A 15211-nucleotide genomic window follows, 5' to 3' on the forward strand; every position below is an offset into this window, starting at 1 on the left:
CATAAGTGGGGTGCCTATGCGTTATATTCTAATTGCATTACTCATTATTGTATTTGGCTATTCTTTAGCACTTGTTTTGCAGAACCCAACAGAACTTCCTGTTGATTTATTATTTACTCAAGTTCCTGCAATGCGTTTAGGTTTATTATTGCTGCTTACCTTGGCGCTTGGAATTGTAGTTGGACTTTTATTAGGTGTACAAGTTTTCCGCGTTTTTCAAAAAGGTTGGGAAATTAAGCGCCTTAGAAAAGATATTGATCATTTGAGAAAAGAACAAATTCAAAGTGCTCAATTGGCAGCAGCAGAAGCAGCTGCAAATGTAAGACATGAAAAAACTGTGGTAGATATTTATCCTCAGGATAAAAACTCTACTCCGTTATAATTATTCTTGGTACTACTCTTTATCTAGGTATAAAGAGTAGTATTTTGCTTCCTATATTTCCTCATTATCTATCAAATTTAAAATCAATATTTTCTCATTCAAAAACTTGTCTCAATAGATTTCTTTATTAGTAGCTGACTTGTCTATTATAATAGCCCTGATTTTATATGATGGAAGAAAGTCTCTTGAGTATCATTGTTGCGTTGGATGCTAAAAGCCAATATGACGCTTTAAAAATTGTTGAACAACTTGATCCTACGTTATGTCGCGTAAAAGTAGGTAAAGAGCTTTTTACTCATGAAGGCCCATCTGTTGTAAAAAAACTTCAAGAAGAGAATTTCGAAGTTTTCCTAGATTTAAAATTCCATGATATTCCTAATACAACTGCTCAAGCTGTATGTGCTGCGGCAGATTTGGGTGTATGGATGGTGAACGTACATGCATCAGGTGGCCGTAAAATGATGGAGACCTGTGTAGAGCGTTTAAAGGCTGGTAATTATCAAACTCAGTTAATTGCAGTGACAGTTTTAACTTCAATGGGTCGTGAAGACTTAAAAGATATTGGGTTAGATATTGAACCTGTAGAGCAAGTTAAAAGATTAGCTAAACTGACTAAAGATAGTGGTTTAGATGGTGTAGTTTGTTCTGCTCAAGAAGCTAAAATTCTCCGTGAATTAATTGGGCAAGATTTCTCTTTAGTTACTCCTGGAATACGTCCAGAGGGTAGCAATGCAGATGACCAAAAACGTATTGTAACTCCAAAACAAGCAATGCTTGATGGTTCTACTCATTTAGTTATTGGTCGCCCGATTACTAAAGCAGAAGACCCAACTCAAATGTTGAAATCAATTCTTGCTTCAATTGCTTAAAAGTTTAAAAACACAGTAATTAAAAGTGGAGCGAGCAGGCTTAGAAGTAAGCCACTCATCATGGCATGTGGTACATAATGTGTGCCACATGACTGTTTTACCATAGCTAATGTTACATCCATCGAGGTAGCGCCAGCGCTTGAAATTGCTGGACGTGGAAAACGCCATCCCATTGTGTACATCAGCAATATTGCCACTATTTCTCTAAATAGGTCTGTGAGTAAGGCAATTCCACCTAACTCAGCTGAATGTAATTGTGTAAATAAAATACCTGACATTGAATACCAACCATAGCCTTGGGCTAAAGCCAGCATTTCATTAAGTGTAAAGTGATCGCCTAGTAAGAAATAGTTGAGAAAACCAGCTATGCATGAACCTATAAAGGCAGCCAAAGGTACAATAAGAATTTTCCAGCTTAACCATGTACGGTTGAAATGAGTAAAAGCAAGTTCGATTCCGATTAAAAAAATAAAAAGTAAGAGTAAATACCAGCTATTAAATGGAATATGGACATTTAGCCGAGTAAAAAGAACACCTAAAATTACGCCGACAGTTAAAGCTAGAAATGCCTTGGCAATATTTTTTAGAGCATTTATAAAAAGCTGAAGTGAAATTTTTCCTTTAACACTTTCTTTATCAAATATTGTATAGGCAATTAAACAAGTAAAAAAAGAACCGAGAGAGGTGGTAAGTGCAATTAATAGAGCAGGTGGGAGTATAGTAGAAGGATTCTCAATTTGATCAAGTGCAAGTGTTAATTCTAAAGCGACACTTGCTAATAAAATATAAGAGAAATAAGGCAGAATTTTAAAAATAAACCGCCGAATATTTAATGAAAGTTTAGGACCTAGAAAATAACCAAAAGCTAATACAAGAAAAATTTGAATAATGAGGCTAACAGATTGCATATAATAATAGATAGATTGTTATCAACCTATCTATTATGTATCGAACATATTATGCTGCATAGCTCTTAAAGCATTTATTTAATAACAAGTAATCTTTGGGATTCACTTTACGGGTTTCTAACCAATATTTCCAAGTATAAGTTGGCCATAAGGAGAAGTTCTTTCCATCGGCAGCCTGATACCAACTATTACAGCCACCTGCTTGCCATACAGTACCTTGAAGTTGTTTCTGTATTCTTTCATTGAAGCTATCTTGGACTTCCGGTTTTATTTCTATCGCGTGTTGACCAGATTTATCGACAAGTTCAATCAGTTGTAAAATATAATTAACTTGTGACTCGATCATAAAAATAACTGAGTTATGACCTAAAACAGTATTTGGTCCAACGAGTTGGAATAGGTTAGGAAAATTCTTGGTCATAATCCCATAATAACTTTCTGCACCATCTTTCCAAGCCTGTTTTAATTCAATTTGATTACGACCAATACACGTAAAATGTTTTAAGTAAATGCGTGGATCTGTAATAAAGCCAGTCCCATAAATCAGACAATCGATAAGTCGTTCTTTTCCATCTTTTGTGATAATGCTGTGCTCTTTAATTTCTTGAATACCATCCGTCACTAATTCAACATTTTTACGGTTAAATGTCGGGAAGTATTTATTTGAAATGAGAATGCGTTTACAACCCATCACAAAGTCTGGTGTAAGTTTCTTAGCTAATTCTTTATCTTTGACCTGAAAACGTATAAAAGCCTCAGCTAATTTTTGCCCATATTTCATAATTTGCGGCTGAACTATAGGAACAACACGTGATTCATTACTCCAATAAAGGCGGCTGCGATGAATTTTTCTGTAAAGATTAGATGTTTTAAATAGAGTTTTACTCAAACTGGAGTATTTACGTTCATCTCGTGGAATAACCCATGCGGCTGTTCTTTGAAAGACATATAGTTGTTTAACATCTTTGGCTATTTCAGGAATATATTGAATTGCGCTACCACCTGTACCAATAGATGCGACTGACTTTCCGTTTAAGTCATAGTCATGTTCCCATTGTGAGGAGTGAAAGACTTTACCTTTAAACTTTTCGATCCCACGAATATGAGGGATTTGTGGAATATGTAAGGGCCCAGAGGCAAACACTAAAAATTGTGCTTCGATAGAAGGTTGGTTTGTAAAGTCTAACGTCCATACATGGCGCGTTTCATCATACTGAACATGATTAACTTCATGATTAAATTTACAGTAGTTTTTAATTTGATATTTTTGCGTTACATCTTGAATATAATAAAAAATTTCCGGTGCTTCCGCATAACGTTTTGACCAATCAGTTTTAGGTGCAAAAGATAGAGAGTACATATGTGACTGGACGTCACATGCAGCTCCCGGATATCGGTTTTCTCGCCATGTTCCACCAACGTCATTAGATTTTTCTAAAATAAGAAAATCTGTTTGTTGATTCTGTAATAGACGAATAGCCATTGCAAGGCCACCGAATCCAGCACCAATAATTGCGATTTTAGTTTTTTGAATAGCGTTTTGTTTTGCACTGAGCATTGTAAACCCTGCATATGCTGTAAAGAGGATTGTAAGCAAGCCTAACGTTTTTTGATCAGTTTAAACATGATTGTATCGACGTGAAAATTGATAGATTCGGCAATTAATTTTATTACTTCTTTATAGTAAAACATTTCAGTCTAGAGAAATTGATTGAAGAATGAAACGATCGGCACTTGGTTTAATCTATTTAATTCAAGGAATGCGCAATGCGGGCATTGATGTCGACTCACGTTTGGCAGATATCGGTATTAAAGTAGATTCCTTGGACCCCAGTTCAACAATTCATGACAGTTTAGAATGGGATATTCAACAAATTATTAGTGAAAATGTTGATCCTGAAAAAGGATTATTCATTGGGCAGCACTATGCATTAGCAGGTTATGGCCCTTTGTTAATGCTACTTGTAACAAGTCAAGATATACAAACCGCCTTAGAAAAAGGCATAAAGTATCAAAAACTTACTCATTTATTTGGTACTTTGAGCTTACAAGAAACTGAAAATCATATTATTTTGAACTATTTACCTGTCGATTTAAAAACAGAAAACGGTTTACTTCGTGCCCAATGTGAAATTTCGGGGACCTATAAGTTTATTCAGGATATTTATACCATGATGGGCTTAACCATGCCTCATATGCGTATAGATGTACCGTTTCCCAAACCAAATAATACAGATACCGTTGCTCAATATTTCTCATATTATGGAGATGATCTGCATTTTAATTCTACACATGCAGCATTTAGCCTAAGTAAGAATGTGCTTGGAATAAAAATTCCTTCGGCAGATATCATTACTCATCGTATCTATGAAGCTAAATGTATTAAAGAAATAAAACGATTAAATGAGCAAGATCATCAAACACCACCCATTATTCAATATGTGCAAGATTATCTAGAGCTACAACAAGGAATTATCCCGAGCATGGCGGAAACCGCTTTTGCTTTAAAAATGCCTGAAAGGACATTAAGGCATCAATTGCAGCAGCTTAATACGAGTTATAAACAAATTCGTGAACAGATTATTAAGAATAAGGCGCTTAAACTTATGGAATATAAAGAATATTCAATAGAGGTTATTGCTGAATCGCTTGGCTATTCTGAACCTGCAGCTTTTAATCATGCATTTAAAAGATGGTTTGGGCAGAGCCCTCGGCAATATGGAAAGGAGTTTTACGGAGCATAACTCTTGATGCTAAAAGCTAATGTGGTCGGACAAAATGTTCGCTATACTCTCTTCAGTTAAAATTGAAATAAAATGATATGTTAAATTTAAAATCTTCTCATAGTACTGCATTTACCCCTTCTTCCCCAGCAGAGCGCTATGCTGAGGCATTGGCTTCAGGCCAGTTTATGGCAGATGAAGCACAAGCACAGGCAGTGCAAGAATTAGATCGTGTATGGAAAGAACTTTTAAATCGTTATAAGGCTTCTAAAAAAGCTTTCCGTCGTTTTCGCCGTCAAACCTCACCAAAGGGTGTATATATGTGGGGCGGTGTAGGACGTGGCAAAACTTGGCTTATGGATCAATTTTACGAATCTGTACCGTTTCGCCGTAAAACACGTATGCATTTCCATCACTTTATGCAACATGTTCATAAAGAATTAAATAAACTTTCTGGTCAACGTAATCCACTCGATATCGTGGCTGATCAAATCTATAAAGATGCTGTTGTTATTTGTTTCGATGAGTTCTTCGTTTCAAACGTAACAGATGCAATGATCTTGAGTGATTTATTCCAGAAGTTATTTGTTCGCGGTGTGACACTCATTGCAACTTCAAACATTGCACCAGACGGTTTGTATAAAAACGGGATTCATCGTGATCGCTTTATTCCTACAATTGAAATGGTTAAAAAGAACTGTGTCGTTTTAAATGTAGACGCAGGTGTGGATTACCGTTTACGTGTTTTAAAACAAGCTCAATTGTTTAAATCACCACTGGGCAATGAAGCTCAAAACTGGATATCAGAGCGTTATACAGCTTTAACTCATACTCAAACGAATTCTCATGAACCGATTGTGATCAATAACCGTGTTGTTGAAACACTAGGTCATACAGAAGATGTTTTATGGTGTGAGTTCTCTGAACTTTGTTTAAAGCCGCGTAGTCCTGCAGACTTTATTGAAATTGCCAATATCTATAATACTGTTCTGGTGAGTAATGTTCCGCACTTAACTGACTTCTTGTCAGAAGGTACACGTCGTTTTATTTATCTAGTTGATGAATTTTATGATCGTGGCGTGAAGTTACTCTTAACTTCTCAAGACAGCATTATTGATATCTATCAAGGCGAGAAATTAGCTTTTGAAATTGAGCGTACTCGTTCTCGTTTGTTAGAAATGCAATCAGATGAGTATTTGCATTCTGAGCATCGTCATATTGATGCTACTAAAACTTCTTAAGAAATGAGATATAAAAGAGCGCTCTAAATAGGGCGCTTTTTTACAACAAAAATAGATAAATTTAGCTAAATAATACTTTTTCATTGTGCAAAGTTTGATATAACTAAATACGCTTTAGAAAAAATAAGATAGTGAAGCTTTTTGTATGTTAACAAAAAGTCTAGTTTCAGTATCTTTCAATATTGAATAAATTGTTGGGAAACCTAGTTAGAATTTTAATATTTTCCTATATAGAAAAATTTATCTTTGTCAATAGTTTTGCAAGGGAAAATGCTTACTATTTAGGAATGTGATATTAGTATTCAGCTTAATTTAAATCGGTATACTAGGTTTCTCTTGGTATAAAAAGTAGCAACTTCAGGAAAGACAATGACTGCACGTATTCAAAAAGGCAAGTTAGCGATTGCTAAAGAACTTTACGATTTTATCGAAAATGAAGCTTTACCAGGTTCTGGTTTAGATAGTGAAACTTACTGGAAGAACTTTGAGCAAGTTGTTGTCGATCTTAGCCCAAAAAATAAAGCGTTATTGGCTAAGCGTGATGAATTACAAGCAAAAATTGATGAATGGCACCGTAATAACAAATTTGAATTAGGTGCTTATAAAGCGTTTTTAACTGAAATTGGTTATTTATTACCAGAAGTTGAAGATTTCCAGATCACAACTGAAAACGTAGACGAAGAAATTGCATTATTGGCAGGTCCGCAGTTAGTAGTGCCTGTACGTAATGCACGTTATTGCTTAAATGCAGCAAACGCACGTTGGGGTTCTTTGTACGATGCACTTTACGGCTTCGATGTAATTTCTGAAGAAGGCGGTGCTGAAAAAGGAAAAGGGTATAACCCTGTTCGCGGTGCTAAGGTAATTGAGTTCGCTAAGAATTTCTTAAATGAAGTTTTCCCGCTTGCACAAGGCTCACATGCAGATGCAACTAAATATGCAATTGAGCAAAATAAACTTGTTGTAACTTTGAAAGATGGTTCAAAAACAGGTTTAGCTCATGAAGCTCAATTTGTCGGTTTCAATGGTGAAGAAGCAAATCCTTCAGAAGTTGTACTTTTAAGTAATGGTTTACATGTCATTATTGAAATTGATGCGAATAGCCCAATTGGTCAAACTGATTTAGCAGGTGTTAAAGATTTAACACTTGAAGCTGCGGTTACGACGATTCAAGATCTTGAAGATTCAGTTGCAGCTGTAGATGCAGAAGAAAAAGTTGAAGGTTACCGTAACTGGTTAGGTTTAATGAAGGGTACACTTCAGGAATCTATCGAAAAGAATGGTAAAACAATTGTCCGTGCGTTAAGCAAAGACCGCGAAATTAAAAACTTAATTGGTGGAACAACAAAACTTCATGGTCGTTCACTTATGTTACTTCGTAACGTAGGTCACTTAATGACGAACCCTGCGATTTTAGTAGATGGTGAAGAAATTTTTGAAGGTATCATGGATGCATTGGTAACTCCATTGTTATCAGTTGCTGATATCCGTAGTACGAACGAAAATAAAAACTCTCGTAAAGGGTCTATGTATATTGTTAAGCCAAAAATGCATGGTCCAGAAGAAGTTGCTTTTGCTGTTGAATTATTTGAACGCGCTGAGCAAGCACTAGGTTTACCAGCGAAATCTTTAAAAATCGGTATTATGGATGAAGAACGCCGTACATCTGTAAACTTGAAAAACTGTATTGCTGCTGCTAAAGATCGCACTATCTTTATTAACACTGGTTTCATGGACCGTACAGGTGATGAAATCCATACTTCTATGGAAGCTGCACCAGTTGTTCGCAAAGAAGCGGTTAAAACACAAAAATGGATTGCTGCTTACGAAAACCGTAACGTTGCAATTGGCTTGAAATGTGGTTTACAAGGTAAAGCTCAAATTGGTAAAGGCATGTGGCCAAAACCAGATAGCATGAAAGATATGTTGGCAACTAAAGCTGCTCATCCAAATGCTGGTGCTTCATGTGCTTGGGTACCATCACCAACTGGTGCTGTACTTCATGCGATGCATTACCATCAAGTAAATGTAAAAGCACGTCAAGATCAGTTGAAAGCTGAAGAAATGTTGTCATTAGATGACCTATTAACACCTCCATTTGCACCTGATACAAACTGGTCAGCGGAAGAGATCAACAATGAACTTGAAAATAACTGCCAAGGTATTTTAGGTTACGTTGTTCGTTGGGTTGACTTAGGTGTAGGTTGTTCAAAAGTTCCTGATATTAACAATGTGGGCTTAATGGAAGACCGTGCGACATTACGTATTTCTTCTCAACACGTTGCGAACTGGCTACGTCACGGTATTGTGACTCGTGAACAAGTTGAAGAAGTGCTTAAACGCATGGCAAAAATTGTTGATGAACAAAATGCGAATGATCCATTGTACAAACCAATGGCAGCTAACTTTGAAACTAATATTGCTTTCCAAGCAGCTTCAGACCTTATCTTTAAAGGTTGTGAACAGCCTTCTGGTTATACTGAGCCATTACTACATGCGGCTCGTTTAAAATTAAAAGGTTATACAGGTGACTAATTTTAACCTGTTATAAAAAAAGCCTCTTCGGAGGCTTTTTATTTTCGGTATATTTTGTGCTTATAGATAAGGCGTGAATTTATAAATAAAGGATTTCAAGTTTGATTAACTTAAACAATCTCGATCGTGAGAATTGGCTTCTATGCGCAAAATTATCATTAGATGAATCTCAAAAGGACTACGTCGCACCAAATGTATATTCTATTGCTGAGTCTAAAGTCGAGGAACACTATTGCCCAAGAGTGATCTGTTTTAATGATGAGGTGGTTGGGTTCTTAATGTATTGTGTGGAAATTGATCCCCCTGATGAGACATTATTTTGGTTGTTTCGATTTATGATTGGCAAAGATCATCAAGCTAAAGGTTATGGTACCTTAGCGTTGCAAATGGCAATTGATGAAATGGCTTCAAAAGGGGCTAAACGAATCCGAACGATGTATAAATCTTCTAATAACATTGCTGGAAAACTTTATAAAAAAATGAATTTTATAGAAACTGGGGAATATGATGAATGTGGTGATATTATTTTAGAGTTGGGTATTTCTTTTTAAAAAACGCTAACTGAGAATTCAAGTTAGCGTTGAAGGAAATGGAATTAACTAAAGTTAAAAGCGATATTAATTGCTACTCACAATCCCAATTTTAGTTACACCTAAACGCTGCGCCGTAGCCATGACCATCGCTACATTTTTATATTCAGCCATTTGGTCTGGTTTAAGTTTGATTTGGTCTTGATCTTTTTTGGCGACAACACCTTGAAATAAAGTCTCTAGTGCCTTGCGGTCAGAAACCTGTTGGTTATTCCAAAATACTTTGCCTGCTGCATCAATTCTTACATCAATGATTTCAGGTGGCTTTTCATTTGTTGGTGGCGGTGTGCCATTTGGCAAATTAATATTAATCGCATTGTTTGGTGCAGGTATAGTAATAATAAACATAATAATGAGTACCAGCATGACATCAATAAGCGGTGTCATGTTCACCTCTAGCATTACATCGTCATCATTATTTGAGCCAACATTCATACCCATAAAATTCTCCTTAAAATCATTACGGGGAAGCTGGAGGGGTAGTAACAAAGGCAATTTTGCCAATACCAGCTTGTTTGGTCGTACTAATGACCTGATCTATCGCTTCAAAATGGGTAAGCTGATCTCCTCGAATATGTACCTCCGGCTGCGGTCTTTTTTGTGCCACAGCTTGTAATTTTGCTAACAATATTTCTTTATTCGGTACATAACTCTCGTTCCAGAAAATATCGCCTTTCTTATTAACTGAAAGTTGAATATTTTCAGGCGTGGTCGCGTACGGAGTATTTTTTTCTTCTGGTAGTTTCACCGGAACTGTATGTGTAACTACCGGAATAGTAATAAGAAAAATAATAAGTAAAACTAACATGACATCTACGAGAGGTGTCGTGTTAATCGTTCCAATCATTTCGTCATCATCTTCAGAACCAACACTCATACCCATAATGTCTGCTCCTGATTATTTAATGCTGCGATTAATTGAATTGTTGGTATTAATTTCTCCGCTTAATAAAACTGCATGTAAATCTGAACCAAATGAACGAACATTTTCCATCACTGCTTTATTACGACGAGTCAACCAGTTGTAACCCAGTACAGCAGGTACTGCGACCCCAAGCCCAATAGCTGTCATAATGAGAGCTTCACCAACTGGGCCTGCAACTTTATCAATAGATGCCTGACCTGAAATCCCGATTGCAGTTAAAGCGTGATAGATTCCCCATACTGTTCCGAAAAGACCTACGAAAGGTGCTGTAGAGCCAACTGTTGCTAAAAAAGCGAGACCGCCGCCTAAATGGTTTTGTACTTTTTCGATGGCACGTTGTATTGAAATGCTCACCCAGGTATTAAAGTCAATGCGTTCAAGTAGAGAGCCGCCGTGTGATTTAGTCGAGTTAATGCCTTTTTCTGCAATAAAACGGTACGCGCTACTTTGTTCTAAACCTTCTGCAGCATTATCAAGCGAAGTTGCCTCCCAGAAATGTTTTTCAGCTTCTTTACCTTGGCGTTTGACTTTACCTTGTTGTAATAATTTAGAGATGATGATGTACCAAGTACCAATCGACATGAGTACTAAAATAAATAAGGTAGACTTAGCGACTAAGTCACCTTCACGCCAAAGGGCTTCTAGACCATATGGATTTTTAACAGTTTCACTTGTTGCAGGCTTTGGTGGTGGAGTTGGAGTAGTTGTATTTGAAGTAGCTTCAGTAGTTGCTGTTGCCACAGGAGCATTGCTCGTTTCTTCTGCGAAAACTGAGCTTAATGGAAGTAACGAGCAAGCTGCGATTAAACTTGCAGAAGCGAAATGTACTAGTGGTTGAGTTGATTTTTTCATCATATATCTCCAATATTTTTTAATTTCTTGCTAATTCAATTGTTTATTCAATTACGAATGGATATTCAATTTCATACCAGTCTTGTTGAGGCACGCCATCTTTCATTGCTGGTTTGAACGTACATAAGCTGTAGGCTTTAGTTGCTGCTTTATCTAAAATTTTGCTGCCACTCGATTTTTTTACTTTGGCATCAATGACTTTGCCGGATGTATCAACCAAAACACGTATACGCACCGTTCCTTGCTCTTCGTTCATGAGTGCTTCGCGTGGATATTCCGGTTTTTCACAGCCCGCAGAGCCTTCTGAAACACCACGAGTTACACCAGCGGGTTTAGGTGCTGGTGCAGCCGCCGCCACTGGAGCGGGTGCAGCAACAGGGCTCGGAGAAGGAGTACTAGGTGCAGCAGGAGCCGGAGTAGCGACTTTAGTCGGTTGAGCTACTGGCGTCGTTTTTTGTACTGGTGTTGCTACTTTCTCTACTTCTTTTGGTGGCTCAGGAACCTTGGCAACTTTTTCGACCATTTTTGGTGGCTCAGGTGGTTTTTCCTTTGGTTTCGGCTCTTCCGGCTTTGGTGGAGGAGGTGGTTTAATATCCTGAATAATTTGTAATTCCACAGGTTTTTCTGCTGGTTTTTGAATATTGTTTGCTAAACCTGACATCAGAATATAGGCAACAAAAAGATGCAGAAAAATGACTGCAGCAATACCAATTAGGCGTTTGGCAGATTTATTTTCTATGTCTGTAAAAGTCATGCCCATAGTTACTCCTGAAACTGTAGACAAACAATTTTTTGAAATGACTGTTTGGCTAAGAATGAGTATTTGTTCTGCAAACTAACTTTTTGAGAGTTATATTTGCAGAACAACCATTTAGAACTTATATGTACCTCGTACAAAGTAAGTACGTCCTAATGGATCTGCGTAACGTGGGTCGTATCCCATTTGGAAGTTATCAATTACGTTAGAAGCAGGTGGGTCTTCATCAAATATATTTTTAATGCCTGCTGTTAACTCTAGGTTTTTAAAGCCTTTGTAAGTCCCTGAAATATTGTAGGTTGTATAGTCACTTACTCTATGGTTCTGATCATTCGCGTTTTGATCTTGATAACCACGTGAGAAGTTTTGTTGTAGATTTAAAGCCCAGTTCTCATAGTTCCAGTTTAAGTTGGCGGTATGTTTCCAGCGCAAAATAATCGATTGATAATCTAAGCCGCTATATGACCCCGCAACACCTTTCCAGTCACCATCTGGTTCTGCTTGATATTTGTAGTCAGTGATATATGTACCATCAATATTGAAACCAAATCGACCTGTGGCAGTCATTGGTGAAACCCAACTTAAGCCCACATCAAAACCAGATGTTTTAATACCACCTAAATTTTGTTGTGTAGTAATAATATAATTTAGTGAACCGTCAGCATTACGTACAAATTTGTCTCCATATTTCACAGGATCTGCAAATATAGCTGCTTCGGATAGTGTGGCAATTTGTTTATCTACTTCTATATTGAAGTAATCAAGAGTGAAGGCTAAATTTTTAACAGGTTCAAATACTAAACCTGCTGTAAAAGATTTAGATTCTTCTGGATTTAAACTCTTATTCCCACCGTTTTGACGTTTGAACTGCATATTACAGTCGCGTTCTTGTTTACCACCAGGTTGTACAACTCCTCCAGGACAAAGTGCTGGGTCGTCATATGTTGCACCAGTATTTGTGACAGAGTTCGGGCCATTAACCTCCCAAAGTGTAGGAGCTCTGAAACCTGTACTATAAGTGGTACGGAACATTAACTGTTTAATCGGCTCCCAACGAAGTGCAAATTTTGGATTGAACGTATCACCAAAGTCATTGTAGTCATCATATCGAGCAGCAATTTGAGCTTCTAAAGTTTTGTGCAGTGGAATATGAAATTCGGTAAATATCGATTTGATATTACGATCACCTTTATTTTCCGGTTCGTCTGGATCAGTACCCGTACTAGGAGCTAGTCGAGCAACATCCGCAACTACCTTTGAAGTCCAATCTTCATAACGATAGCTTGCTCCAACAGCGAACCCAACATCACCTGCTGGTAGTTTGAAAATAGGTCGACTTGCAGTGAAATCAACTGTGGTTGTGTCTAGGTTGGCTTTTAAATATTTGCCCTTAACACCGAGTTGATCCCATACACCAGCATCTTCAGCGTTCTGAGGTCCGAATGGATTTAAGGTGCCATTGTTTAAAGCTTCTTGAGTTTTGTCATAGTTTAAATATCCACTCAAGATTGCATCGGAGGCACTGCTATGTGCATAGGTCACCCCTGAATTGATATCCCAACCATGTGTTTCACCTTCAATACCCGCAAATATCCGGTGTGATTGATTAATACTATTACTTACACGATTACCAGCTTGTGAACGTAAATAAAGATCGATAGGACCCGATGCTCCAGCAAGAGCAGGGGTTATCCCATTTCCTGGGTAATATTTACTGTTAGGGTCTAGGCTTAAATCAAAAAATACGTCTGGTGCGACTGAAGTGGTGACCTCATTTCTTGCATATAAATATTCGGCAATTGCATTAAAATTATCGCTGAGTTTAAAAGTCGCACGGCCCATTACAGAAATGTCTTCTGTTTTTGGAACTATTCCAATAACCGCTTGGCTGTTATATCTACAAGTTTTGCCATCAGGACTGCTGACTAGAGGGTTATCACTACAACCTATAGATGCATAAGGATTGCCTAAACCTGGAACATTGGCAGGGAATGAACCACTACTGGTTTTATTTACACCTAATTCAGGTAATATGCCTCCGCGTCGACTGACTTTACGGTCTTGGGCCATGACATCATCACCTTTTCGGTAATCGACAACTCCAAAAACGTTGTAGCCATTTTCCTCTAAGTCACCAAAACCGCCGAAAATGCTATAGTCTTGTTGATCTCCACCTTTTTCTTCTGGTTTTTGATATCCAGCGGTTAGGTTAAGACCCGTAAACTGCTTTTTAGTAATGAAGTTGATAACCCCACCGATTGCATCTGTTCCATAAATGGAAGAAGCACCATCACGTAAAACTTCAATACGGTCTAACATGGCGAGTGGAATAATATTTAAGTTTGTCACCCCACTATCATATGCATTAGCAGCTAATCTACGACCATTCAGCAAAATAAGTGTCTTGTTAGCACCCAAAGCTCTCAGGTTTGCTGCTGACCCCACGGTTTTACTAGCGCCCACATTGCTAGCAGTTACGAAGTTTGATTGGTTTGCACTAATCTTGGCTAAGGCTTCTTCAGTTGATGTTACCCCTTGTTTTAAAATTTCATCAACTTTTACAACAGTAATTGGTGAAGCACTTTGAGCAGCAACGCCTTTGATTGAAGAACCTGTAACGGCAACTTTCACAACTTTTGCTGGTTTATCATCATTACTTGTTTGTTCGGTTTCTGCTGCTTGTGCCATGGTAAGACACATCATGCTTAAACTAAGGGTACTTAATTTAAGTATTGTCTTGCCGATCTTGGGGGTTACCTGAGATCGAACATTGTATTTTTTTTTCATCGTGGACGTGATCCCTTTTTGTTGTAGTTAGCGATATTGCTGGAATTTTTTTAAGCAAAGCAAGTGCCAACTATATATTTTTCTTTTTTTAGTTTATGCAAAATATTGATAAATATTGATTTTATTATGTTTGAGGGCAGTGTTTCTGTTTCTTTTGAAGTTAAATAAATTTTCCGTTTGGCAAATTTTTTTGTATTGGCTAAAAGTTTCAAATTTATTTGTATAAAAAATATACATTAATGGACACTTCACATACTTAATAAATAAAAATGTATCGTTTTAGAACTTTATTATATGTAATGTTATACTATTTGTTGTAAGATTTTTTTATATAATTTTATTTAAATATCAGTAGATTAAGTTGATATTTTTAATTAAGTATAAATGGATTAATATGATGCATAATGAATCATCAATGTATTTTTTTTGTGCATTTAAGGTGTTAAATGATTAACATATACAAATATAATATTTGGCAAAAAGTAACTTTTATTTATATAGTTCAAACGGATTTAAGTACCTAATAAAAATATGAATTTCTAATATTCTTAAATATTTTATTATGAATACTCATAGATGGCATGAAATTCGCTTTATATTCAGTAGTTACAAAACACTGGGTACTTGAATTTATTTTTCCAT

At 36.8% G+C, this 15211-nt stretch carries 14 protein-coding genes; 6 read left to right on the forward strand and 8 right to left on the reverse strand.

From position 1 onward, the window contains the following. Nucleotides 1-16: 16 nt before the first annotated feature. The gene (locus ACH8JV_RS08510) at nt 17-382 is read left to right on the forward strand and encodes a lipopolysaccharide assembly protein LapA domain-containing protein (protein WP_263613598.1); all 366 of its coding nucleotides are present in this window, start codon (nt 17-19) and stop codon (nt 380-382) included. A 170-nt stretch (nt 383-552) separates the two neighbouring features. Next, nucleotides 553-1251: an orotidine-5'-phosphate decarboxylase gene (gene pyrF / locus ACH8JV_RS08515; RefSeq protein WP_263614967.1), complete on the forward strand. Its 699-nt coding sequence runs from the start codon at nt 553-555 to the stop codon at nt 1249-1251. Here pyrF and ACH8JV_RS08520 read toward each other — a convergent pair. Both ACH8JV_RS08520 and ACH8JV_RS08525 read right to left on the reverse strand, forming a co-directional pair. Beyond that, nucleotides 1248-2159, reverse strand: coding sequence for a lysine exporter LysO family protein (locus ACH8JV_RS08520; RefSeq protein WP_396520679.1), 912 nt, complete (start codon nt 2157-2159; stop codon nt 1248-1250). The genes pyrF and ACH8JV_RS08520 overlap by 4 nt on opposite strands. Before the next feature lie 49 nt (nt 2160-2208). Continuing rightward, a complete protein-coding gene (locus ACH8JV_RS08525; protein WP_396520681.1) occupies nt 2209-3756 on the reverse strand; it encodes a flavin-containing monooxygenase in 1548 nt (515 codons plus the stop codon). Between the two features lie 121 nt (nt 3757-3877). Here ACH8JV_RS08525 and ACH8JV_RS08530 point away from each other — a divergent pair, with 121 nt between their 5' ends. From ACH8JV_RS08530 to ACH8JV_RS08545, 4 genes are all read left to right on the forward strand, one after another. Next, nucleotides 3878-4903, forward strand: coding sequence for a helix-turn-helix domain-containing protein (locus ACH8JV_RS08530; protein ID WP_396520682.1), 1026 nt, complete (start codon nt 3878-3880; stop codon nt 4901-4903). Between the two features lie 77 nt (nt 4904-4980). Then, complete coding sequence (zapE, locus tag ACH8JV_RS08535) at nt 4981-6123, forward strand: cell division protein ZapE (protein ID WP_151789524.1); 1143 nt, start codon at nt 4981-4983, stop codon at nt 6121-6123. A 369-nt stretch (nt 6124-6492) separates the two neighbouring features. Continuing rightward, nucleotides 6493-8658: a malate synthase G gene (locus tag ACH8JV_RS08540; protein ID WP_151789523.1), complete on the forward strand. Its 2166-nt coding sequence runs from the start codon at nt 6493-6495 to the stop codon at nt 8656-8658. Between the two features lie 101 nt (nt 8659-8759). Further along, nucleotides 8760-9209, forward strand: a complete 450-nt coding sequence (locus ACH8JV_RS08545) for a GNAT family N-acetyltransferase (protein WP_000609164.1) — start codon at nt 8760-8762, stop codon at nt 9207-9209. Nucleotides 9210-9275: 66 nt separating this feature from the next. On the opposite strand, the gene ACH8JV_RS08550 is transcribed toward ACH8JV_RS08545, so the two are convergent. The 6 genes from ACH8JV_RS08550 to ACH8JV_RS08575 all read right to left on the reverse strand — a co-directional run bounded on the left by ACH8JV_RS08550 (nt 9276) and on the right by ACH8JV_RS08575 (nt 15203). Next, the gene (locus ACH8JV_RS08550) at nt 9276-9689 is read right to left on the reverse strand and encodes a biopolymer transporter ExbD (RefSeq protein ID WP_000525666.1); all 414 of its coding nucleotides are present in this window, start codon (nt 9687-9689) and stop codon (nt 9276-9278) included. A gap of 19 nt (nt 9690-9708) precedes the next feature. Beyond that, entirely contained in the window at nt 9709-10131 is a 423-nt protein-coding gene (locus tag ACH8JV_RS08555) for a biopolymer transporter ExbD (protein WP_000525862.1), read from the reverse strand. 15 nt (nt 10132-10146) lie between these two features. Further along, nucleotides 10147-11028 carry a MotA/TolQ/ExbB proton channel family protein gene (locus tag ACH8JV_RS08560; protein WP_396520684.1) on the reverse strand — a complete coding sequence of 294 codons (882 nt, stop codon included), beginning with the start codon at nt 11026-11028 and terminating at the stop codon, nt 10147-10149. A gap of 40 nt (nt 11029-11068) precedes the next feature. Further along, entirely contained in the window at nt 11069-11785 is a 717-nt protein-coding gene (locus ACH8JV_RS08565; protein ID WP_114158986.1) for an energy transducer TonB, read from the reverse strand. Nucleotides 11786-11896: 111 nt separating this feature from the next. Beyond that, nucleotides 11897-14569, reverse strand: coding sequence for a TonB-dependent receptor (locus tag ACH8JV_RS08570; RefSeq protein WP_396520686.1), 2673 nt, complete (start codon nt 14567-14569; stop codon nt 11897-11899). 520 nt (nt 14570-15089) lie between these two features. Continuing rightward, nucleotides 15090-15203 carry a hypothetical protein gene (locus ACH8JV_RS08575; protein ID WP_139344670.1) on the reverse strand — a complete coding sequence of 38 codons (114 nt, stop codon included), beginning with the start codon at nt 15201-15203 and terminating at the stop codon, nt 15090-15092. Nucleotides 15204-15211 lie beyond the last annotated feature (8 nt).

The organism is Acinetobacter sp. ABJ_C5_2, assembly GCF_044538485.1.
In the GTDB taxonomy this organism is placed as follows: domain Bacteria; phylum Pseudomonadota; class Gammaproteobacteria; order Pseudomonadales; family Moraxellaceae; genus Acinetobacter; species Acinetobacter nosocomialis_A.

Bases quoted from the DNA above. Each gene is read 5' to 3' on its own strand.
- ACH8JV_RS08510 (WP_263613598.1), top strand. From the start codon at position 17: ATGCGTTATATTCTAATTGCATTACTCATTATTGTATTTGGCTATTCT.
- pyrF (WP_263614967.1), top strand. From the start codon at position 553: ATGGAAGAAAGTCTCTTGAGTATCATTGTTGCGTTGGATGCTAAAAGC.
- ACH8JV_RS08520 (WP_396520679.1), bottom strand. From the start codon at position 2,159: ATGCAATCTGTTAGCCTCATTATTCAAATTTTTCTTGTATTAGCTTTT.
- ACH8JV_RS08530 (WP_396520682.1), top strand. From the start codon at position 3,878: ATGAAACGATCGGCACTTGGTTTAATCTATTTAATTCAAGGAATGCGC.
- zapE (WP_151789524.1), top strand. From the start codon at position 4,981: ATGTTAAATTTAAAATCTTCTCATAGTACTGCATTTACCCCTTCTTCC.
- ACH8JV_RS08540 (WP_151789523.1), top strand. From the start codon at position 6,493: ATGACTGCACGTATTCAAAAAGGCAAGTTAGCGATTGCTAAAGAACTT.
- ACH8JV_RS08550 (WP_000525666.1), bottom strand. From the start codon at position 9,689: ATGGGTATGAATGTTGGCTCAAATAATGATGACGATGTAATGCTAGAG.
- ACH8JV_RS08555 (WP_000525862.1), bottom strand. From the start codon at position 10,131: ATGGGTATGAGTGTTGGTTCTGAAGATGATGACGAAATGATTGGAACG.
- ACH8JV_RS08560 (WP_396520684.1), bottom strand. From the start codon at position 11,028: ATGATGAAAAAATCAACTCAACCACTAGTACATTTCGCTTCTGCAAGT.
- ACH8JV_RS08565 (WP_114158986.1), bottom strand. From the start codon at position 11,785: ATGGGCATGACTTTTACAGACATAGAAAATAAATCTGCCAAACGCCTA.
- ACH8JV_RS08570 (WP_396520686.1), bottom strand. From the start codon at position 14,569: ATGAAAAAAAAATACAATGTTCGATCTCAGGTAACCCCCAAGATCGGC.